This is a genomic window from Streptomyces sp. NPDC002573 (assembly GCF_042889625.1).
Lineage (GTDB): Bacteria > Actinomycetota > Actinomycetes > Streptomycetales > Streptomycetaceae > Streptomyces > Streptomyces gibsoniae.
Map to the genome: position 1 here is coordinate 152,273 of NZ_JBIARC010000008.1, position 21,201 is coordinate 173,473.

A 21,201-nucleotide genomic window follows, 5' to 3' on the forward strand; every position below is an offset into this window, starting at 1 on the left:
CACCCCCTGAGGACCGCCCCCGTCCCCACGGGCTCCCCGCTCCGATGCGTATACCCCCGAACGCATCGGAGCGGGGCTCTTTGCTTCGGCGTCCCTTCTTCGTCACCCGCTCTTTGTTCCGGGATCGAACAATGTGTACCGTCACCCTGTCCGCGGGACGGTCGGTCGGCTGGCCGATGCCCCGGGACGGTTAGGCTCTAGTCGCAAGGCACACCAGCCCCGCACTTTCAGCGTCACATTCCACGAAGGAGATGCTCGTGCCGTCCATCGACGTCGTCGTAGCCCGGGAAATCCTGGACTCCCGAGGCAACCCCACGGTCGAGGTCGAGGTCGGCCTCGACGACGGCAGCACGGGTCGTGCCGCCGTTCCGTCCGGCGCCTCCACCGGCGCCTTCGAGGCCATCGAGCTCCGCGACGGCGACCCCAACCGCTACCAGGGCAAGGGTGTCGAGAAGGCCGTCCTCGCGGTCATCGAGCAGATCGGCCCGGAGCTCGTCGGCTACGACGCCACCGAGCAGCGCCTGATCGACCAGGCGATGTTCGACCTGGACGCCACCGACAACAAGGGCTCGCTCGGCGCCAACGCCATCCTCGGCGTCTCCCTCGCCGTGGCCCACGCCGCCTCCGAGGCCAGCGACCTCCCGCTCTTCCGCTACCTGGGCGGCCCGAACGCGCACCTGCTGCCGGTGCCGATGATGAACATCCTGAACGGCGGCTCGCACGCCGACTCCAACGTGGACATCCAGGAGTTCATGATCGCCCCGATCGGCGCGGAGTCCTTCTCCGAGGCCCTGCGCTGGGGCACCGAGGTCTACCACACCCTCAAGAAGGTGCTGAAGGGCAAGGGCCTGTCCACCGGCCTCGGCGACGAGGGCGGCTTCGCCCCGAACCTCGGCTCCAACCGCGAGGCCCTCGACCTCATCCTCGAGGCCGTCAAGCAGGCCGGGTACGTCCCCGGTGAGCAGATCGCCCTCGCCCTCGACGTCGCCGCCTCCGAGTTCTACAAGGACGGCAAGTACCTCTTCGAGGGCAAGGAGCGCTCCGCCGCCGAGATGACGGAGTACTACGAGGAGCTCGTCGCGGCCTACCCGCTCGTCTCCATCGAGGACCCGCTGTTCGAGGACGACTGGGCCGGCTGGAAGGTCATCACCGACCGCCTCGGCGACAAGGTCCAGCTCGTCGGCGACGACCTGTTCGTCACCAACCCCGAGCGCCTCGCCCGTGGCATCGAGGAGGGCACCGCCAACGCCCTGCTGGTCAAGGTCAACCAGATCGGTTCGCTGACCGAGACCCTCGACGCCGTCGAGCTGGCCCAGCGCAGCGGCTTCAAGTGCATGATGTCCCACCGCTCCGGCGAGACTGAGGACGTCACCATCGCCGACCTGGCCGTCGCCACCAACTGCGGCCAGATCAAGACCGGTGCCCCGGCCCGCTCGGAGCGCGTCGCCAAGTACAACCAGCTGCTGCGCATCGAGGAGATCCTCGACGACGCCGCGGTGTACGCCGGCCGCAGCGCGTTCCCGCGCTTCAAGGGCTGAGCACGCAGGGCAACGCCTTAGCCAGTCGTCCGTACGTCCCCGTACGCGGTCCCGTACCGTGTGCGGGGACGTACGCACGTGTGAAGGGGAGGCGGAAGACATGGCCGTGAAGGACCGTGACCGGTTCTCCACCGCGACCAGGCTGCGGCTGCTCGGCGAGCAGACGGCGGCCCGGGTCTACCGTTCCCAGACCAGACGGCAGGCCCGCCGTTCCCGGCTCACGGGCCGGGCCGCGCTGCTCGCCCTGGTGCTGTGCTCGCTGATCGTGGCGCTCGCGTACCCGATACGGCAGTACGTCTCCCAGCGTGCCCAGATCGCCGGCCTGGAGCGGCAGCGCCAGGAGGCCCGCAACCGGGTCGAGCAGTTGCGCGACCTCAAGGCGCGCTGGCAGGACGACGCGTACGCGGAGCAGCAGATCCGGCAGCGGCTGCACTATGTGATGCCGGGTGAGACCGGGTACATCGTGGTCGACCCGGACCCGGCCAGGCAGTCCCGCGTGCACCGGACGGCCTTCGCACGCCCCTGGTACACCGGTGTCTGGGACGGGGTGGACAAGGCCGACGCCTCGGACCGGTGAACCCGCCGGACCCCGCCCGCCGTACCTGCCGGAGCCCGGCAGGGACACAAGAGAGACCAAGAGAGACTTCGTACCGCATGGAAACGCCCCCGCCGCCCACCCCGCCCACCGAGCCCACGGACGCGGATGTCGAGGCCATCCAGCAGCAGCTCGGCCGCACACCGCGCGGGCTGCGCGCGATCGCGCACCGCTGCCCGTGCGGGCAGCCGGACGTCGTGGAGACGGCGCCGCGGCTCCCCGACGGCACCCCCTTCCCGACGACGTACTACCTGACGTGTCCGCGCGCCGCCTCGGCGATCGGCACGCTGGAGGCCAACGGCGTCATGAAGGAGATGACGGAGCGCCTCGGGACCGACCCGGAGCTGGCCGCCGCCTATCGCGCCGCACACGAGGACTACATCGCCCGCCGCGACGCCATCGAGGTCCTGGAGGGCTTCCCGAGCGCGGGCGGCATGCCGGACCGGGTGAAGTGCCTCCATGTGCTCGTGGGCCACTCGCTGGCCGCTGGGCCGGGGGTCAACCCGCTCGGCGACGAGGCGATCGCGATGCTGCCGGAGTGGTGGCGCAAGGGGTCGTGCGTGTCGCCCGCGGGGCCGCCGCCCGGCGACGAGTGGGAGGTGGAGACGACGGACACCGGCTGGTTCGCCGTCCAGCCCGTCCAGGCTCCCGCCGCCGAGGAGGACCGGGCCGGCGAGAAGGAGAGGGGCAAGTGACACGCGTCGCCGCCGTCGACTGCGGTACGAACTCCATCCGGCTCCTGGTGGCGGACGCCGACCCCGCCACCGGTGAACTCGTCGAGCTGGACCGGCGGATGACCATCGTCCGGCTCGGCCAGGGTGTGGACCGGACCGGGCGGCTCGCCCCGGAGGCGCTGGAGCGCACGTTCGCCGCCTGCCGCGAGTACGCGGAGATCATCAAGGGGTACGGCGCCGAGCGGCTGCGTTTCGTCGCCACGTCCGCCTCCCGGGACGCGGAGAACCGGGACGAGTTCGTCCGTGGGGTCCTGGACATCCTCGGTGTCGAGCCCGAGGTCATCTCCGGCGACCAGGAGGCGGAGTTCTCCTTCATGGGCGCGACCAAGGAGCTGGCGGGCCGGGACGACCTCGCCAGGCCCTATCTGGTCGTGGACATCGGCGGCGGCTCCACGGAGTTCGTCGTCGGCGACGACCGGGTGGACGGTGCCCGGTCCGTCGACATCGGCTGCGTCCGGATGACGGAGCGGCATCTCGTGCACCACGGTGCCGTCACCGATCCGCCCACCGAGGAGCAGATCGCCGCCATACGGTCCGACATCGACGCGGCGCTGGACCTGGTCGAGCAGACCGTGCCGCTGCACGAGGCGCACACGCTGGTCGGCCTCGCGGGCTCGGTCACCACCGTCTCGGCGATCGCCCAGGAGCTCCCCGAGTACGACTCCACGAGGATCCACCACTCCCGCATCTCCCTGGAGCGCGTGCGCGAGATCACCGAGTGGCTCCTGCGGTCCACGCACGCCGAGCGCGCGGCGATCCCGTCCATGCACCCGGGACGCGTGGACGTCATCGGCGCGGGCGCCCTCGTCCTGCTCGCGATCATGGAACGGATCGGCGCCACCGAGGTCGTGGTCAGCGAACACGACATCCTCGACGGCATCGCGTGGTCGGTGGCGTAGGAACCACTCGATCAACGCCCCCGCAGGCCCGACTCCCCTCGAACGGGAGCCGGGCCCTGCGGCTGTTGCAGGTCGTTCACCGTGCCCCGGTCGCGTCCGACCGGGGTCCGACTTGTGCGTGGACCGGTGGTCACCAAGGGGGTGGCAGGCGGATGCCGGGGAACCGGTCCGGACCTCCTGGGCCGCGATCCCCCTGACGCCTGGCGCGTCGCCCGGCTGTGGCGTGGTCCGCGTCGGGTGGGCGGTGGTGTAGCTCTCTTTTGTTACTCACCGGTAGTCATCGGCTGAGCAGGTCGGATAACGTCTGAGCGATGCTGAGGGGCCCCTTGGGGCGCCTCAGCGACGGCCGGTCGGAAAACTTCGTGAAGTTCTTCACAAGGAAAACCGCCGTGTGCCGCCGTGAAAGGGGGCCGGTTGGCCCTTGCGCGGGGCTCTGAACCGTTTGAACATGTTCAGTCGGTAGGTGTGAGAGGGGCCCGGAAGGGAAGGTTCCGAGGGTGTTCGGGCACCCCCATGGCCGCCTTGTGCGCCCAGAGAGGCAGCTCACGCGGCATTGACAACGGATCATGGTGTGCCGCGGTTCCCGTCCGCCGCCATGACCTGCGTCACGCGGGTCGCGGAGTGTAGCACGGGCCCTCAAGAACCTTGTGAAGGGGCGCACGAGCGACCCCTCGGGGGCGGGTGGATACTCGATGGCATGAGCACCACGGAGCGTCCCAGGATCCTCGTAGTAGGCGGTGGGTACGTAGGCCTGTACGCAGCTCGACGCATCCTGAAGAAGATGCGCTACGGCGAGGCGACCGTCACAGTCGTCGACCCGCGCTCGTACATGACCTACCAGCCCTTCCTCCCCGAAGCCGCCGCCGGCAGCATCTCCCCCCGGCATGTCGTCGTCCCGCTGCGACGCGTCCTGCCCAAGGCGGAGGTCCTCACCGGTCGGGTCACCACCATCGACCAGGACCGCAAGGTCGCCACCATCGCCCCGCTGGTCGGCGAGGCGTACGAGCTGCCGTTCGACTACCTGGTCATCGCGCTCGGCGCGGTCTCCCGCACCTTCCCGATCCCCGGCCTCGCTGAGCAGGGCATCGGCATGAAGGGCATCGAGGAGGCCATCGGCCTGCGCAACCACGTCCTCGAACAGCTCGACAAGGCCGACTCCACGACCGACGAGGAGATCCGCCGCAAGGCGCTCACCTTCGTCTTCATCGGCGGTGGCTTCGCCGGTGCGGAGACCATCGGTGAGGTCGAGGACATGGCCCGGGACGCGGCCAAGTACTACAAGAACGTGTCCCGTGAGGACATGCGCTTCGTCCTCGTCGACGCCGCCGACAAGATCCTCCCCGAGGTGGGTCCCAAGCTCGGCCAGTACGGCAAGCAGCACCTCGAGGGCCGCGGCGTCGAGGTCTACCTGTCCACCTCGATGGAGTCCTGCGTCGACGGGCACGTGGTGCTCAAGAACGGCCTCGAGGTCGACTCCAACACCATCGTGTGGACGGCCGGCGTTAAGCCGAACCCGGCGCTCGCCCGCTACGGCCTCCCGCTCGGTCCGCGTGGTCACGTGGACACCGCCGCCACCCTCCAGGTCCAGGGCACGGACTACATCTGGGCCGCGGGTGACAACGCCCAGGTGCCCGACCTCGTCGGCCGCAAGGCGGGCAACGAGAACGCCTGGTGCCCGCCGAACGCCCAGCACGCGCTGCGTCAGGCCAAGGTCCTCGGCGACAACGTGGTCTCCGGTATGCGGGGCTTCCCGCAGAAGGAGTACAGCCACGCCAACAAGGGCGCGGTCGCGGGCCTCGGTCTGCACAAGGGCGTCGCGATGATCGTCATGGGCAAGACGAAGATCAAGCTCAAGGGACGTCTCGCCTGGTACATGCACCGTGGCTACCACGGTATGGCCATGCCGACCTGGAACCGCAAGATCCGGATCTTCGCGGACTGGACGCTCGGCATGTTCCTCAAGCGCGAGGTCGTCTCGCTCGGCGCCATCGAGTCTCCGCGCGAGGAGTTCTACGAGGCCGCCAAGCCGGCGCCGGTCGCCGCGGCCAAGACCGAGGAGAAGGCCAAGGCCTCCTGACCTGACGGTCACCGATCCAGCCGAAGGGCCTCCCGCCATCCGTGGTGCGGGAGGCCCTTCGGCGTTCGGCGTGCTTTCGGTGCCTGACCTCGCAAAGCGGCGCCCACCGGCCTTCGTACACGGGCATTTTGCCCAGCCGTAACGCCATCGGGGGACTGCGGCCCGGCCCCGCAGGTGTTTACGTGGTGTTGGACATCCCGGAACCCTTCCCCGGGCTCCCCGTGCGGTTCTCCGTCCGGTGCGAGCAGGGGATATCCCCATCGGAGGTGTGCACCATGGCCGACGCCGCGCCGCGGCTGAAGAGTCTCGTCGAACAGTTGCTGGGGGCGCCGCTCCCGGTGCGCATCCGCGCCTGGGACGGTTCGGAAGCCGGCCCTCCCGGTGATCCCGTTCTCGTCGTACGCAACCGCCGTGCCCTGCGCCGCCTGCTGTGGAAGCCGGGGGAGTTGGGGCTGGCCCGTGCCTGGGTCGCCGGGGACCTCACCATCGACGGCGATCTGTACACCGCCCTCGGACTGATGGCCGGTCTCGTCTGGGAGCGCGGCGACGACTCCCGCACCCTCGTCCAGGCGGTCCGCGACCCGGACGTGCGCGCCGCCGTCCGCGGGCTCGCCCGGCTGGCCGGCCCCTTCCTGCCGCCCCCGCCGCCCCGTGAGGAGGTCCGCAGAGTCCGCGGGCACCTCCACACCCGGCGCAGCGACAAACGCGCCATCAGCCACCACTACGACGTGGGGAACGAGTTCTACGAGATCGTCCTCGGCCCGTCCATGGTGTACTCCTGCGCCTACTGGGAGGCGTCCGGTGCCACCCTGGAGGACGCCCAGCGCGACAAGCTCGAACTAGTCTGCAGCAAGCTCGGGCTGAAGCCCGGTCAGCGTCTCCTCGACGTCGGCTGCGGCTGGGGCTCCATGGCGATCCACGCGGCCCGCGAGCACGGGGTGAGCGTCGTAGGCGTCACCCTCTCCCAGGAGCAGGCCACCTACGCCCGTAAGCGGGTCGCCGAGGAGGGTCTCGCCGACCGTGTCGAGATCCGGGTGCAGGACTACCGGGACGTCGTCGACGGCCCCTACGACGCGGTCTCCTCCATCGGCATGGCCGAGCACGTCGGCGCCGACCGGTACCTGGAGTACGCCCGCGATCTGTACGGCCTGCTGAAGCCCGGCGGGCGGCTGCTCAACCACCAGATCGGGCGGCGCCCCCAGCAGGACGAGTCGGCGTACTCCGTCGACGCGTTCATCGACGCCTATGTCTTCCCCGACGGTGAGCTCGCCCCCGTGGGCACCACCGTGACCCAGCTGGAGCGCGCCGGATTCGAGGTCCGCGACGTGGAGTCGCTCCGCGAGCACTATGCCCTCACCCTGCGCGCGTGGGTCGGCGGGCTGGAGGCGCAGTGGGGGCGTGCGCAGTCCCTCGCCGGCCCCGGCCGTGCCCGGGTGTGGCGTCTGTACATGGCCGCCTCCGCCCTCGCCTTCGAACGCAACCGCATCGGCGTCAACCAGGTCCTCGCCGTACGGACGCCGGAGTCGGGCGCGTCCGGGCTGCCGCTGCGTCCTCGCACCTGGCACGGCTGACCTCCGTACGGGAGAGGCCGTAGGAGGCGGGCGACGGTACGACGAAGGGGCCCCGTTCCGGTTGGATCGGGGCCCCTTCGCGACGGGCGCCGCTACTCCGACTTGATCGCCGCCAGCATGTTCAGACGGGCCGCCCGCCGGGCCGGCCACAGGGCGGCCAGCACGCCGACCACCCCCGCCAGCAGGAGGAAGACGGCCATCCGGCCCCAGGGCAGGACCAGTTCGTACGTCGACATCTTGGTGCCGAGCAGCTCACCGGCCGCCCAGCCGAAGAACACGCCCAGGCCGATGCCGAGCACTCCGCCGAACAGCGAGATGACCAGGGACTCCAGCCGGACCATCCGCTTGATGCCCTTGCGGTCCAGGCCGATCGCCCGCAGCATGCCGATCTCCTGCGAGCGCTCGAAGACCGACATGGCCAGGGTGTTGATGACGCCCAGGACGGCGACGATCACCGCCATGGCCAGCAGGCCGTAGAGCATGTTCAGCATCAGCGTGAAGATCTGCGCGATGCTGTTGGAGATGTCCTTCTTGTCCTGGACCAGGATGGCCGGGTTGTCGCCGAGCGCCTTCTGCAGCGCGCTCTTGGCCGACGCGGTGGCGCCGCCCGACATCTTCACCATGACCTGCATGTCGGCCGGGTGGCGCAGATGCGGGGAGAGCGTCGCGTTGTCCAGCATGATGCCGCGCATCATCTCGGTGCTCTGGTAGACACCGGTGACCGTCAGCTGCTGCTTGCGGCCGTCCTCGTAGGCGGCCGTGAACCGCGAGCCCGCCGTCCAGTGGTGGTTCTTGGCGGTCTCGTCGTCCACGACGACCTGGCTGCCGCCGACCTTGAACGCGCCGTCGTCGACCTTCAGATCCGTCAGCTTGCCGATGGCGGCGCCGCTGACGCCGGTCACGTACTCGGCGTCGCCCTCGATGCGGGCGGGAGCGTTGCGCAGCGGGCTGATCGCGGTGACGCCGTCCGTCGTCCGGAGCGTCTTCTCGACGTCGGGCGACAGCTCGTTGCGGTTCGCCATGGACACCACGTAGTCGGCCTTGATGGCGGAGGACGCCATCTTGTCGATCGCGGTCTGCAGGCTGCCCGCCATCACCGTCAGACCGGTGATCAGGGTCAGGCCGATCATCAGGGCCGAGGCGGTGGCCGCAGTGCGGCGCGGGTTGCGCACCGAGTTCTGCCTGGCCAGCTTTCCGGCGATCCCGAAGACGCGCATCACCGGCGCGGCGGCCGCGATCAGCGGGCGGGACAGCAGCGGGGTGAGCACGAAGACACCGATGATGAGGAGGACCGCGCCGAGGCCCATCGGGCCCTGGCCGTCCGAGGCGTTCAGCGTGGTGGCGTACACCACGGTGGCGATGCCGGCCGCGGCGAACAGGGCGCCGATCGTGTTCCGTACGACCAGGGACTTGGTGGTGGCCTTCGCGTGGACGCTGCTCATCGCGGCGACCGGCGGGATCTTCGCCGCGCGGCGGCCCGGCAGCCAGGCGGCCAGCATCGTGATCAGGATGCCGACGGCGAGGGCGGCGACGACCGTGCCCGGGGTGATGACGAGAGGTCCGTCCGGAACCGTCCCGCCCAGCGAGCCCACCAGCGAGCGCAGCCCCGCGCCGATGCCGATACCGGCGACCAGACCGGTGACGGCCGCGGCCGCGCCCACCACGAACGCCTCGATGAGCACGGACCGGGTGACCTGGCGGCGGGAGGCGCCGACGGCGCGCAGCAGTGCCAGCTCCTTGGTGCGCTGGGCGACCAGCATGGTGAAGGTGTTGGCGATGATGAACGTGCCGACGAACAACGCGATGCCCGCGAACACCAGCAGGGCGGTGCGCATGCTGCTCGTGGCGTCGGCGATCTCCTTCGCCTGGTCGTCGGCGAGCTGCTTGCCGGTGGTCGTGGAGGCGGTGTCCTTCGGCAGGATCTGGTCGAGGGCGTTGCGCAGCGCGATCTGGCTGGTGCCCGAGGCCGCCTTCACATCGATCTCGTCGTAGGCGCCTGGCTTGTGGAACAGGCGCTGGGCGGTGGCCGTGTCGAAGAGGACGAGGCTGCCGCCGGCCGCCACGTTGCCGTCGTCGGTGGTGAAGATGCCGGTGACCCTCGGGGTCAGCACCGGGCCGTCGATCGACAGCCGCACGGTGTCGCCCACCTTGTATCCGGCGCGCTCGGCGGTCTTGGAGTCGATGAGGATCTGGTCCGCGCCCGTCGGGGCGTGCCCGCTGACGAGCGGGTACCGGGCGTCAGCGGTCTTCCAGTAGTTGCCGCCCTGGGACTGGTAGCCGCCGCCGATGAGCTTGCCGTGCTTGTCGGCGATGGCGGTGAAGCCGTTGACCACGCCGACGGCCGACCCGGCGCCCTGCACCTTGGCGGCCTTGTCGAGGAGGGCCTGGGTGAGCTGGGGCTCCTCGGCGATCTTGTCGCGACGGGTTTCGTGGCCGCCGTCGGGCCGGATGGCCACGTCGACCTGGTCGAAGCCCTTGGCCGAACTCTTCTGGTAGGCGTCCGAGATGGTGTTGGTGAAGACCAGGGTGCCCGACACGAAGGCTACGCCGAGCATCACGGCGAGGACGGTCATGAGCAGCCTGGCCTTGTGCACGAGCACATTGCGCAGGGCGGTACGGAACATTTCTCTTCCTGGGCTGGGGGCGGGACGGGGGGACGGGCCGGTCAGGCCGACGGGGGTCCTGGGACGCGGGCCCCGGGGCGGGGCGCGGGGACCTCAGCTCGTACGGCCCTTGGCGTCGAACTGCTTCATGCGGTCCAGCACCGCGTCGGCGCTCGGCCCGTAGAGCTCGTCCACGATCCGGCCGTCCGCCAGGAAGATCACCCGGTCCGCGTAGGCCGCCGCCACGGGGTCGTGCGTGACCATCACGACCGTCTGCCCCAGCTCCCGCACGGAGTTGCGCAGGAAGCCCAGCACCTCCGCGCCCGAGCGCGAGTCCAGGTTTCCGGTGGGCTCGTCGCCGAAGATGATGTCCGGCTTGGACGCGAGCGCCCGCGCCACCGCGACGCGCTGCTGCTGGCCGCCGGACAGCTGTGCGGGCCGGTGGCTCAGCCGGTCCGCGAGCCCGACCATCTGGATCACGGTGTCCAGCCACGCCTTGTCCGGCTTGCGGCCCGCGATGTCCATCGGGAGGGTGATGTTCTCCAGCGCGGTCAGGGTGGGCAGCAGGTTGAACGCCTGGAAGATGAAGCCGATCTTGTCCCGGCGCAGCTTGGTGAGCTGCTTGTCCTTCAGCGAGCCCAGTTCGACGTCGCCGATGCGGACGGAGCCGGACGAGAAGGTGTCGAGCCCGGCGACGCAGTGCATGAGCGTCGACTTGCCGGAGCCCGAGGGGCCCATGATGGCCGTGAACTGGGCCTGCTGGAAGTCGACGGTCACTCGGTCCAGGGCCACCACCTGGGTTTCGCCCTGTCCGTAGACCTTCGACAGGTCCGTGGCGCGGGCGGCCACCGTGGTGGTCCGGTCGGCGAGAGGGGTGCTGGTCACGGGCGGGTGCTCCTGTCGGGACGACGAAGGTCGAGGGGACGTGTTCCATCGTCGCCGCCGATCGGCCCCGTGGAGTCAGCCGCAGTTCCCGTTCCCGGGACAGCCTCGAGTCGGACCGGGCCCGTCGGTGTCATACCTGGGGATGAGGAGCGCCCCTGAGAGGGGCCCCGCGTCCGCCCAGAGCGGAAAGCGGTTGGTCAGCCGATACGTGCAGGTCGCAGTGCCCTCCTTCAGGGCGGTGAAATTCCGTCATTCCGCATACACGGCCCATGGCCGCCCGAAAGGCTATTGGCAAGTGCGGATGGCCCGTACCGAGTGCTGATGCTCCCTCAGACCTCAATAAAATAAGACAACATCGCATCGTGCGCCCGCTGTTCGGGGGATGCCTCCCGATAGGCTCGGAACGCTCGATGCGGAGCCCATGGCCTGCCCGGATGGTGGAATGCAGACACGGCGAGCTTAAACCTCGCTGCCCCTCGCGGGCGTACCGGTTCAAGTCCGGTTCCGGGCACCTCCATACCTGCGGCGGTAGGCCGCGGGCCACTGTCGAAGTGACGCGACGGTGGCCCGCTGGTTGCATTTCCACCCTCTCGCGTGCGTATTCGCCCCTGTTTGCCGCATTCTTCGGGAGTTTGCGCGTGGCATGTGCCTGACACCGAGTGAGTGGGGAGAGGGGAGCGCCGGAGGGTCGGCCGACTGCGGCTGTGGCGGAGCTGTGGGACATCTCCGGTACCTGGCCCAGGATCTGACGGACGGTGAGCTCTCCCGGACCCGCCGGCTCGAGGTGGGCGTGTGAACGTCGGGTGGGCGTCGCCGGTGCGAGTGCTCCCGACCCGAGCGGCCATGCCCCGACCGCCCGGTCGTGGCCCGGACATCGTTCAACGTTGAAAGGCCCGGCCAAGGAACCGCCAAGGAACGCATCGCTCATGTCATGACCGCTTCAATCATCCTAATGTCGTGATCGACCACGACTTGGCACGCGTGCCCCGGGGGAACGGACCGCTCGCCGGAAACGGGGAGGTTGTCGTGATGCGTTCCCGTATGTTCGCCGTCGGCACCGCACTTGCTGCCGCGCTCCTGACGGGGGCGACCACCGAGGCGTCGGCCGACGTGCAGCAGGACGAGGTGGTGTCGGTGCAGAACGGCGATGCCGTCTACGGATGGGTGTCCGGCGACTATCTGCAGGCGCACCCGGGGTTCCTCGAAGCCCAGGCGAAATCCGTCGCGGCGGAACCGAAGAGTCACTTCGGCTGCAACGCGGACGTGTGTATCGACGTCCAGGGCACCGGGCTCAAGGTGAACATGTGGAACACCACGGCCAACGCCAATGTGGGGTGCAGCCAGGTGAAGTACGTGCGGAACTCGAACCAGGTCTTCGAGTCGCCTTCCATCTGCCCGCCGAACAGCAACCCGGGCGTTTACTACTACTACTACTACTACTACTACGCGAACCCGAACACGACCTACCCGCAGAACACCAAGCTGTGCAACGCGTGGACGAAACACACCGGATATCCGTGTGCCACCGTGCACCGCCGATCCGGTCGCCGGAGAAACGAAATGCGGTTCGACAGGAGCGACATGCAGGACGATGAAGTGGTCGTCGCCCGGGGAGTGCTTCCGTCCGGGGAGGACTGGCAGCTCACCGTCACGGTCCGCCCGGACGATGTCACGACGATGCTCGGCGTCAGGAGACAGGGTGCCGTGGTGTTCGGCGGCGGCATGGGCGGACCGGCGCTCGCGGAGCACCGCGACCTCAACCTCTACTGGGGCAGAGAGGGCGATTTCCTCGGAATCGTCGTGCGAGCCGCGGAGTCCGTCGCGCAACTGACCATGACGGTGGGATCGGCCGAGCCGGCCGAACTCCGGCTGTATCCGGTCCCGCACCGTCCCGGAGTGAATGTCGCCGCCTTCGGTCTGACCGTGGACGGCATGGCGGAGATCTCGTTGTCGGCCCGTGACGAGGGCGGGCACGTGCTGGAGACCTATTCGTTCCCCGTCGCTCCGCCCGCTCCTCCCCGGGAAATACCGGTGGTGGCCGACGCACTGGTTGACGTTTCCGTGGAAAGTGCCTCCGGTCGGCGAGAACGAGGGTTTCCGAGATCCTTTTTCCCGTTTCCGCCGGGGGCATTTTCCTGTGGGTGAAGGTCATGAGGGAGGCGCTGACGACCGGCCCCTGGCCCGCGGTGCCGTTGCAGGGGCCTCCGCCGGACGTGACCCCTAGGGAGAGACCTCGGGGTTCCGTCGGGGTGGGTCCTCGGGGGGCCGTCCGGGTGGGTTCGGCGGCGGCCGGTGTCACCCGTCCGGGTGAAGAGCGGGCCGTGGTCGGTCCGTGGCCGGTCTCGACTCTGTTCCGACTCGGTCATGGATGGGCCGCTTACGTGCTGGGAATCACGCAGGTGCGTAGCGTGTTGCGCGCAAGGGCGAGGGAAAGATCCTCCTCAAGCAGTAGGGTCAATCCTTTGCCTACCTATTACTCTTGAGCCAAGGCCACGCAGGGTGGCCATGGAGGAGTGAAATGAGGAGCAGCAACCCGGTCTTCTCGCGTCGGGGGTTCAGCCGCGACAACGGCTACGCGAGCTTCAACACCGCGCCGCAGGCCGGGGGAGCCGCTGTCGGCACGCAGGGCAACCCGTACGCGGGCGGCAACCCCTACGCGCAGAACCCCTACGCCCAGCAGACGCAGTACGGCGCCCCGCCGCAGGCCCCGGCCTCCACCGGCCGGATGACGATGGACGACGTCGTCATGCGCTCGGCGATGACGCTCGGCACGGTCGCCGTGGGCGCGATCCTCGCGTGGACGCTGCTGCCGATCTCGGCCACCAGCTACGGCCTCGCGGTCGGCTCCGCCCTGATCGCGTTCGTGCTGGCGATGGTGCAGTCCTTCAAGCGCACCCCCTCGCCCGCCCTGATCCTGGGGTACGCCGCCTTCGAGGGCGTCTTCCTCGGCGTCATCAGCGAGATGTACAACGCGCAGTGGTCCGGCGCGCCCTTCCAGGCGGTGCTCGGCACCATGGCGGTGTCCGGCGCGACCCTGCTCGTCTACAAGGCGGGCTGGATCCGGGTCACCGCGCGGTACGCCCGCATCGGCATGGCCATCGCCATCGCCTTCGTCCTGGTGATGGCGGTCAACCTGCTGCTGGTCGCGTTCGGCGCCGCCCCCGACGGCGGGCTGCGCAGCATGGGCCCCCTGGGCGCGCTCGTCGGCATCATCGCGATCCTGCTCGGCGCGTTCTTCCTCACCCTCGACTTCAAGCAGATCGAGGACGGCATCGCGTACGGCGCACCGCGCGAGGAGGCCTGGCTGGCCGCGTTCGGCCTGACCATGACCCTGGTGTGGATCTACGTGGAGATGCTGCGGCTGGTCGCCATCTTCAGCAGCAACGACTAGCACCGGTCAGTTCCGGTCAGTCTCTGCCGAAGGGCCCCCGAACCGCGGTTCGGGGGCCCTTCGGCATGTGGAGTCGGGCTCGAAGGTGCGCGCTCAGGCGAGTTTGCGCGCGGCCCTTCTCAGGTCGTACTCGTGAATGAGTGCCTTGGCGTGGCCGTAGGCGAGATTGTGCTCGTGCCGGAGCCAGCTGACCTTCTCCTCGAAGCAGAGAGCGGGGCCTTCGGCGACGGTGTGAAGCCAGTCGGATACTTCACGACCGGTGCAGTGCGGGATGCGGGCGAGCAGATTGCGATGGGTCTCTTCGGAGAAGACTTGGGACATCGGCGCCTCCGGACGCATTCGACGAAGCCGGTCCTTCAGGTCACCGTGCCTGAGTGTTCGCCTGTTGGCAACAGTCCTGCCGCGACGCGTAGTCTCGCCGCGTGCTTGATACGACGCCTTTGACCCAGGCTGTGGATCACTTCGCCGACCGCCTGCGGGCCGCACCCCAGAGCCGGCTGCAACGGAGCGCCGCGGCCGAGGCGCTCGGCCTGGCAAGGGAGTTGGCGCGCCGCGCGCAGCTCCTGGAGGACCCCTCGGCCGAGCCCCGCGACATGCCGGACGCGGGTATGTTCGCGGTCGCCGACCAGATCACGGTCGCCGCACACGATCTCGCGGTCGTCCTGAGCGACGAGGAGGAACTCGCCCAGGCCGTGACGCTGGTGCAGGAGGCACAGCAACGCGCCGGGGTCTGAGGTGCGTACACCTTCGGTGCGATGCGATCCCCCGGGACCCGTGCCGGTGGCCGGCTTGTGCCACCGGCCCTGTCAGAGGGTCGCGATGACTCGGTCCGCCAGGATGTAGACGCTCTCGTCGCCGCACTCGAACGTCAGCGCGTACGCCCCCGAGACGCCCGAGCCGCCGAGCAGGACCGGCGCGTGGCCGGCGTCCAGGGCCGCCGTCAGGCGCTCCGCCGTCTCGCGGTGGCCCGGCGTCATGCACAGCGTCGTACCGTTCGCGAAGACGTAGACGTCGAGGGTCCCCAGCGGGCCGGGACGCACATCGGCGAGTTCCGTACGGGCGGCGGCCAGCTCCTCCAGACGGGCGACGGTGCTCTCGTGGTCGTTGACCACGGGGGACGGGGACGGGACGAAGTCGGGGTGCGAGGGGTGCCGGCGGCGGGCGGCGGCCAGCTCGGGGGAGTCCCCCGCGAGACCCTCGTCCACGGAGGAGTTCTGGGCGAACTCGTTCTTCTCGAGGAAGGGTTCCACCACCGGCTCCAGGCTGTCGTGCTCCAGGCCCGCGAAGTCCGACTGGTGGGGCACGAACAGCTCGCTGTCGGGCAGGCCGAACAGGGTGGGCGCGTCGGCGATGTCCCGGGCCTCCTGGGCGGCCCAGAAGGCCCGCGCCTCGGCCAGCTCACGCTCCCGCTCCTCGGCCAGCGCCTCGGCCACGGCGGTGCGTATCTCCTCCGCGTCCGTGCCGGCGCGGGCGGCGGGCACCAGGCTCTGTGCCTGCGCGGCACGGCCCTCGGTGAGTTCGCTGCGCAGGGCCGCGATCTGCCGGCGCAGCGCGCGCACGCTGCACAGGACGGCGACGCCCACGCCCGCGGTGGCGGTCGTGGTGAGCAGCAGGGCAATCGGCATGGCGCTCACTGACGTACTCCCGGTTCAAGGTCGGCCCCGGACTTCCTACATCAGCTTGAAGGGTGGACTAACCAGCTGTCAGTGCGTAACGTCACGAAACGGACAGCGTCCGGATGTGCAAGCCTCCCCCTGAAATGGCTCTGACCTGGATAAATCCCAATCGGAGCGAGATAGGTCACATCCTGGGGGAGATTGGATCACAAAACGGCCCGAAGCCCGTGAGGAACGGGGGCTTCGGACCGTTGTCGTGGGGCGTGCGGGACGTGAGTCCTTCAGCTCAGGCGCTCGATGACCATCGCCATGCCCTGACCGCCGCCGACGCACATCGTCTCCAGGCCGAACTGCTTGTCGTGCCACTGGAGAGAGTTGATCAGCGTGGTAGTGATGCGGGCGCCGGTCATGCCGAAGGGGTGGCCCACGGCGATGGCACCGCCGTTGACGTTCAGCTTGTCCAGCGGGATGTCCAGGTCGCGGTATGAGGGGATCACCTGGGCCGCGAACGCCTCGTTGATCTCGACGAGGTCGATGTCGCCGATGGTGAGGCCGGCGCGCTTGAGGGCCTGCTCGGTGGCCTCGACCGGGCCGTAGCCCATGATCTCGGGGGAGAGCCCGGAGACACCGGTGGAGACGATCCGGGCGAGCGGCGTGAGCCCCAGCTCCCGGGCCTTGGTGTCGCTCATGATGACCAGGGCGGCGGCGCCGTCGTTCAGGGGGCAGCAGTTGCCGGCGGTGACGCGGCCGTCAGGGCGGAAGACGGGCTTGAGCCCGGCCACGCCCTCGAGGGTCACGCCGGCGCGCGGACCGTCGTCCTTGCTGACGACCGTCCCGTCGGGGAGGGTCACCGGGGTGATCTCGCGCTCCCAGAAGCCCTTGGCGATGGCCTGCTCGGCGAGGTTCTGCGAGCGGACGCCGAACTCGTCCATCTCCTCGCGGGTGATGCCCTTGAGGCGGGCGAGGTTCTCCGCGGTCTGGCCCATCGCGATGTACGGGTCGGGCAGCAGGCCGTCCTCACGCGGGTCGTGCCACTCGTCGCTCCCGGACTCGGCGACGGCGGCGGTGCGCGCCTCGGCCTCGGCGAAGAGGGGGTTGCGGGTGTCCGGGAGGCCGTCGGAGCTGCCCTTGAAGAAGCGGGAGACCGTCTCGACACCGGCCGAGATGAAGACGTCGCCCTCGCCGGCCTTGATGGCGTGCAGGGCCATGCGGGAGGTCTGCAGCGAGGAGGAGCAGTAACGGGTGACCGTGCAGCCCGGCAGATGGTCCATGCCCATCTGCACGGCGACGATCCGGCCGAGGTTGTAGCCCTGCTCGCCGCCGGGGAGACCGCAGCCGAGCATCAGGTCGTCGATGTCCTTCGGGTCCAGCTCGGGGATCTTGGCGAGCGCCGCCTGGATGATGGTCGCGGTCAGGTCGTCGGGGCGCAGGTCCTTGAGGGAACCCTTGCCGGCGCGGCCGATGGGCGAGCGGGCGGTCGAGACGATGACGGCTTCGGGCATCACGGCTCCATTGCACGAGGAGGGCAGGGCTGTGGGGGAAGTTACCCGTACGTACGTTGGAGGTCACGGGCCGTGGGGTGTGACTCCGGCCGCACTTTTCTAAGCGCTTGCTTTTTTCGGGAGCCGGGAGCGGGTGCGACCTCGCCCCGATCCGGGTCGCGCCAGGGCGGGGGCGGGACCGGGGCGGGGCGGGGCGGGCGGGGGCCGAAAGCCCGGGCGGACGGGTGTGGCCGCCCGTCAGGGCAGCGGCTCCCGCTCGGTGGCCGGGCTCGCGTCCGGGGTCGGCAGACGCCGGCGGCGCCGCCGCTTGAGGAGGGCCCAGGGGCCCCTGGGACCCGTCGGCAGAGCGGCCGTGACCTCGGTGCCCGCCTCCGAGGCCGCCTCCGCAGCCGCGCGGGCCACGGGCAGGAAGCCCTCCCGGCGGGACGCGTCCGGGCGCTCCTCGTCCGCCGGCCACAGGCCCAGCGTCGCGCAGACCGTCGGCAGGACCGCCATCGCCGCCGTGGCGTACCCCTCGGCCGAGGGGTGGTAGTTGTCGGGGCCGAAGAGCTCGCGGGGATTCGCCTCGAACTCCGGGCCCAGCAGGTCGCCCAGCGACACCGTACGGCCGCCCTGCTCGACGACGCCGATCGTCTGCGCCGCGGCGAGCTGGCGGGAGGCCCGGCGGGCCAGCCAGCGCAGCGGCTGCTGGACGGGCTCGATGGTCCCGAGGTCGGGGCAGGTGCCCACCACGACCTCCGCGCCCGCCGTGCGCAGCCGGCGCACGGCCGCCGACAGATGGCGCACCGAGCGCGTCGGGGGCATGCGATGTGTCACATCGTTCGCGCCGACGATGATCACGCAGACGTCCGGGACCTGGTCCGGCCCCTCCAGCGCCAGCGACACCTGACGGTCGAGGTCGTCCGACTGCGCGCCGGGGACCGCCACCACCCGCAGCTCCACCGGTCGCTCGGCCACCGCTGCGAGCCCCGAGGCCAGCAGCGCGCCCGGGGTCTGGCGGAAACGGTGCACTCCCTGTCCCACGGACGTGGAGTCGCCTAGCATCATCAGTCTCAGCGGTGGTCCGTCCAGACCGGCGTACCCTCGCCCGTACAGGCCGTCTGCGCTCGGCGGGTAGGGGCTGTGCCCGTTGCCCACATGGCGCTTGGCCAGCTGTACCTCGGCCAGCAGCAGTCCGGCGGCGGCTGCTCCGACCAAGCCGATTCCGCCGCCGCCGTACGCCGCGCCCGCCGCGATGCGCCGGGCCACTCTCGCCCTCGACATGCTCGACATGCGTCGCCGCCACCTCCTCGTAGCCGTACAACCACTGCTTGCCCCGTACGCACCGTCGTCCAATCTCAACGGCGCGTGAACGCCAGGACCTCCGCTGTTGCGGACCGTCCTGACGCGGGAGCGCTTACGCTGGCGGCACCATCACGACCACTTTTTGGCAAGCAACCGGAGACAACGGTGCAATTCCACGACTCGATGATCAGCCTGGTCGGCAACACCCCGCTGGTCAGACTCAACCGCGTGACCGCCGGCATCCAGGCGACCGTCCTCGCGAAGGTCGAGTACTTCAACCCCGGCGGTTCCGTGAAGGACCGCATCGCGCTGCGCATGATCGAGGCGGCCGAGGAGAGCGGTGAGCTCAAGCCGGGCGGCACGATCGTCGAGCCGACCAGCGGCAACACGGGCGTGGGTCTGGCGATCGTGGCCCAGCAGAAGGGCTACAAGTGCATCTTCGTGTGCCCTGACAAGGTCTCCACCGACAAGATCAACGTCCTGCGCGCGTACGGCGCCGAAGTGGTCGTGTGCCCGACGGCGGTCGCCCCGGAGCACCCGGACTCGTACTACAACGTCTCCGACCGGCTCGTCCGGGAGACGCCCGGCGCCTGGAAGCCGGACCAGTACTCCAACCCCAACAACCCCCTTTCGCACTATCACTCGACCGGCCCCGAGCTGTGGGAGCAGACGGAGGGGAAGATCACCCACTTCGTCGCGGGCGTGGGCACGGGCGGCACGATCTCCGGCACCGGGCGCTACCTGAAGGAGGCCAGCGACGGCCGGGTCAAGGTCATCGGCGCCGACCCCGAGGGTTCGGTGTACTCGGGCGGCTCCGGGCGGCCGTACCTCGTCGAGGGCGTCGGTGAGGACTTCTGGCCGACCGCGTACGACCGGACCGTCACCGACGAGATCGTCGCCGTGTCCGACAAGGACTCATTCCAGATGACGCGGCGGCTGGCCAAGGAGGAGGGCCTGCTCGTCGGCGGCTCCTGCGGTATGGCGGTCGTGGCGGCGCTGAGGGTCGCCGAGCGGCTGGGGCCGGACGATGTCGTGGTCGTGCTGCTGCCGGACAGCGGGCGCGGCTACCTCACCAAGATCTTCAACGACGAGTGGATGGCCGACTACGGCTTCCTGGAGGACGCCGGCCCGAGCGCCCGTGTCGGGGACGTGCTGAACGACAAGGAGGGCGGCATCCCCTCCCTCGTCCACATGCACCCCGACGAGACGGTCGGCCAGGCCATCGAGGTGCTGCGCGAGTACGGCGTCTCGCAGATGCCGATCGTGAAACCGGGCGCCGGGCACCCCGACGTCATGGCGGCGGAGGTCGTGGGCTCCGTCGTCGAGCGTGAGCTGCTGGACGCGCTGTTCACCAAGCGCGCCTCGCTGGACGACCCGCTGGAGAAGCACATGTCCGCGCCGCTGCCGCAGGTCGGCTCCGGCGAGCCGGTCGCGGACCTGATGTCCGTGCTGGGTACGGCCGACGCGGCGATCGTCATCGTCGAGGGCAAGCCGACCGGCGTGGTCAGCCGCCAGGACCTGCTGGCGTTCCTGGCCAAGGGCGGAAAGCAGTGACGAACGTCCGGTAAACCGGGCGTGTCGCCGGGGAATGCACGGTGACACGCGGGGGCGGGGCTTCTCGGAAGTGGTACGAGCGCGTCACGTACGCGCAGCACCCGCTTAACACGCGTCCGGCACATTAGGGGTGTCGGCAGGGCGGGAGCGGCTCCCCGTCCCGGCCGGCAACCGAAACGGCGCCAGGGACCTCCGGAGCGGCTCCCGGACCTCCATGGACGCCACGGACGCGCAAGCCCGGCCCTGACCCGGCCCGCGTCCCTCGCGGGGACCGCCGTCGTCCCGCCCCCCGGCAACGGGGGTGCGGCGGTCCCCGCGCATTTCTTTATCAGCGGTCCCCCGGCCACTCCCTTTTCGGGGGTCTCTTCCCCGTGGGCCGTCCCGGTCCGTCCGGTCCGTCAGTCCTCCCAGTCGCCGTCCCCCGAGGGCCGGTGGCGGCGGCCGAAGAGGCCGGGAACGGTGCGCGCGGCCTGGACCACGTTGACCCCGACGATGCCCGCCCAGGCGATCAGCAGACCGGGCAGGTGGCCGACGCCGCCGCCGATCGCGGAGAGCGGTATCGCCAGCACCAGCGAGACGATGCCGAAGCCGAAGCGCTCGCCCCAGGAGTCCGTGGCCTGCGGGGACCGCGCGCCGCGCGCCACCACCATCTGCTGCTCGGCCAGTTGTCTGCGCAGCCGGCGGTCGACCGCGCTGTCGATGCGCCGGTCGACCTTCTCGAGGAAGGACTCGACCAGTGCCGCGTCGTACTCCTCGCCCAGTTCCCTGCGGGCACCCAGGGTGGCGTCCAGTTCCTTCTTGAGGTCGGCGCCCCGTCCGTCCATTCCCGTCATGCACACCACGCTAGGGAGCCGGGGTGTCCGCGGCACTGGGGAAAGCCCCCCTCTTCGGGGTGGGGCTCGCCGAAGGGTCCTGGAGCGCCGCGCTCACCGGGGGCGTTGAACGCGACGCC

17 protein-coding genes and 1 tRNA gene are annotated in these 21,201 nt (G+C 70.0%); 11 read left to right on the forward strand and 7 right to left on the reverse strand.

The genetic code is table 11. The annotated features are described in order from the left end of the window. Positions 1–251 precede the first annotated feature (251 nt). The 6 genes from eno (at position 252) to ACFYX0_RS11005 (ending at position 7,414) form a co-directional block, all read left to right on the forward strand. The gene (gene eno / locus ACFYX0_RS10980; protein WP_355911485.1) at positions 252–1,538 is read left to right on the forward strand and encodes a phosphopyruvate hydratase; all 1,287 of its coding nucleotides are present in this window, start codon (positions 252–254) and stop codon (positions 1,536–1,538) included. Between the two features lie 100 nt (positions 1,539–1,638). Then, positions 1,639–2,115: a septum formation initiator family protein gene (locus ACFYX0_RS10985; RefSeq protein ID WP_388969083.1), complete on the forward strand. Its 477-nt coding sequence runs from the start codon at positions 1,639–1,641 to the stop codon at positions 2,113–2,115. A gap of 77 nt (positions 2,116–2,192) precedes the next feature. Further along, positions 2,193–2,828, forward strand: coding sequence for a DUF501 domain-containing protein (locus ACFYX0_RS10990; RefSeq protein ID WP_388969086.1), 636 nt, complete (start codon positions 2,193–2,195; stop codon positions 2,826–2,828). After that, positions 2,825–3,766 (forward strand): Ppx/GppA phosphatase family protein, encoded by a 942-nt coding sequence (locus ACFYX0_RS10995; protein WP_355911493.1) that lies wholly within the window; start codon positions 2,825–2,827, stop codon positions 3,764–3,766. Before ACFYX0_RS10990 ends, ACFYX0_RS10995 begins: the two co-directional genes overlap by 4 nt. A 697-nt stretch (positions 3,767–4,463) precedes the next feature. Further along, positions 4,464–5,843 (forward strand): NAD(P)/FAD-dependent oxidoreductase, encoded by a 1,380-nt coding sequence (locus ACFYX0_RS11000; RefSeq protein ID WP_311697535.1) that lies wholly within the window; start codon positions 4,464–4,466, stop codon positions 5,841–5,843. Positions 5,844–6,118: 275 nt separating this feature from the next. Continuing rightward, on the forward strand, positions 6,119–7,414 hold the full coding sequence (locus ACFYX0_RS11005; protein ID WP_388969089.1) for a class I SAM-dependent methyltransferase: 1,296 nt from the start codon (positions 6,119–6,121) through the stop codon (positions 7,412–7,414). A 92-nt stretch (positions 7,415–7,506) separates the two neighbouring features. Here the strand turns inward: ACFYX0_RS11005 and ACFYX0_RS11010 are convergent, their stop codons facing one another. Then, positions 7,507–10,038, reverse strand: a complete 2,532-nt coding sequence (locus tag ACFYX0_RS11010; protein WP_388969092.1) for an ABC transporter permease — start codon at positions 10,036–10,038, stop codon at positions 7,507–7,509. Between the two features lie 93 nt (positions 10,039–10,131). Further along, positions 10,132–10,902: an ABC transporter ATP-binding protein gene (locus ACFYX0_RS11015; protein ID WP_311697532.1), complete on the reverse strand. Its 771-nt coding sequence runs from the start codon at positions 10,900–10,902 to the stop codon at positions 10,132–10,134. Between the two features lie 428 nt (positions 10,903–11,330). On the opposite strand from ACFYX0_RS11015, the gene ACFYX0_RS11020 reads away from it, so the two are divergent. The 3 genes from ACFYX0_RS11020 to ACFYX0_RS11030 all read left to right on the forward strand — a co-directional run bounded on the left by ACFYX0_RS11020 (position 11,331) and on the right by ACFYX0_RS11030 (position 14,293). Further along, positions 11,331–11,413: transfer RNA gene (locus ACFYX0_RS11020), tRNA-Leu, on the forward strand. Between the two features lie 530 nt (positions 11,414–11,943). Then, positions 11,944–13,047: a hypothetical protein gene (locus ACFYX0_RS11025; RefSeq protein ID WP_388969095.1), complete on the forward strand. Its 1,104-nt coding sequence runs from the start codon at positions 11,944–11,946 to the stop codon at positions 13,045–13,047. A 373-nt stretch (positions 13,048–13,420) separates the two neighbouring features. Beyond that, the gene (locus ACFYX0_RS11030) at positions 13,421–14,293 is read left to right on the forward strand and encodes a Bax inhibitor-1/YccA family protein (RefSeq protein ID WP_355911511.1); all 873 of its coding nucleotides are present in this window, start codon (positions 13,421–13,423) and stop codon (positions 14,291–14,293) included. Positions 14,294–14,386: 93 nt separating this feature from the next. Here the strand turns inward: ACFYX0_RS11030 and ACFYX0_RS11035 are convergent, their stop codons facing one another. Further along, a complete protein-coding gene (locus ACFYX0_RS11035; RefSeq protein ID WP_355911514.1) occupies positions 14,387–14,614 on the reverse strand; it encodes a DUF4287 domain-containing protein in 228 nt (75 codons plus the stop codon). 101 nt (positions 14,615–14,715) lie between these two features. Here ACFYX0_RS11035 and ACFYX0_RS11040 point away from each other — a divergent pair, with 101 nt between their 5' ends. Continuing rightward, positions 14,716–15,027 carry a hypothetical protein gene (locus tag ACFYX0_RS11040; protein WP_388969098.1) on the forward strand — a complete coding sequence of 104 codons (312 nt, stop codon included), beginning with the start codon at positions 14,716–14,718 and terminating at the stop codon, positions 15,025–15,027. Between the two features lie 72 nt (positions 15,028–15,099). On the opposite strand, the gene ACFYX0_RS11045 is transcribed toward ACFYX0_RS11040, so the two are convergent. From ACFYX0_RS11045 to ACFYX0_RS11055, 3 genes are all read right to left on the reverse strand, one after another. Next, positions 15,100–15,918 carry a hypothetical protein gene (locus tag ACFYX0_RS11045; protein WP_355911517.1) on the reverse strand — a complete coding sequence of 273 codons (819 nt, stop codon included), beginning with the start codon at positions 15,916–15,918 and terminating at the stop codon, positions 15,100–15,102. Between the two features lie 272 nt (positions 15,919–16,190). Next, the gene (locus ACFYX0_RS11050; RefSeq protein WP_355911520.1) at positions 16,191–17,411 is read right to left on the reverse strand and encodes an acetyl-CoA C-acetyltransferase; all 1,221 of its coding nucleotides are present in this window, start codon (positions 17,409–17,411) and stop codon (positions 16,191–16,193) included. A 237-nt stretch (positions 17,412–17,648) separates the two neighbouring features. Beyond that, positions 17,649–18,683, reverse strand: coding sequence for an SGNH/GDSL hydrolase family protein (locus ACFYX0_RS11055; protein ID WP_355911523.1), 1,035 nt, complete (start codon positions 18,681–18,683; stop codon positions 17,649–17,651). 177 nt (positions 18,684–18,860) lie between these two features. Here ACFYX0_RS11055 and ACFYX0_RS11060 point away from each other — a divergent pair, with 177 nt between their 5' ends. Then, positions 18,861–20,249, forward strand: coding sequence for a cystathionine beta-synthase (locus tag ACFYX0_RS11060; RefSeq protein WP_311700358.1), 1,389 nt, complete (start codon positions 18,861–18,863; stop codon positions 20,247–20,249). 398 nt (positions 20,250–20,647) lie between these two features. Here the strand turns inward: ACFYX0_RS11060 and ACFYX0_RS11065 are convergent, their stop codons facing one another. Then, positions 20,648–21,073, reverse strand: a complete 426-nt coding sequence (locus ACFYX0_RS11065; RefSeq protein WP_355911673.1) for a hypothetical protein — start codon at positions 21,071–21,073, stop codon at positions 20,648–20,650. Between the last annotated feature and the right edge of the window lie 128 nt (positions 21,074–21,201).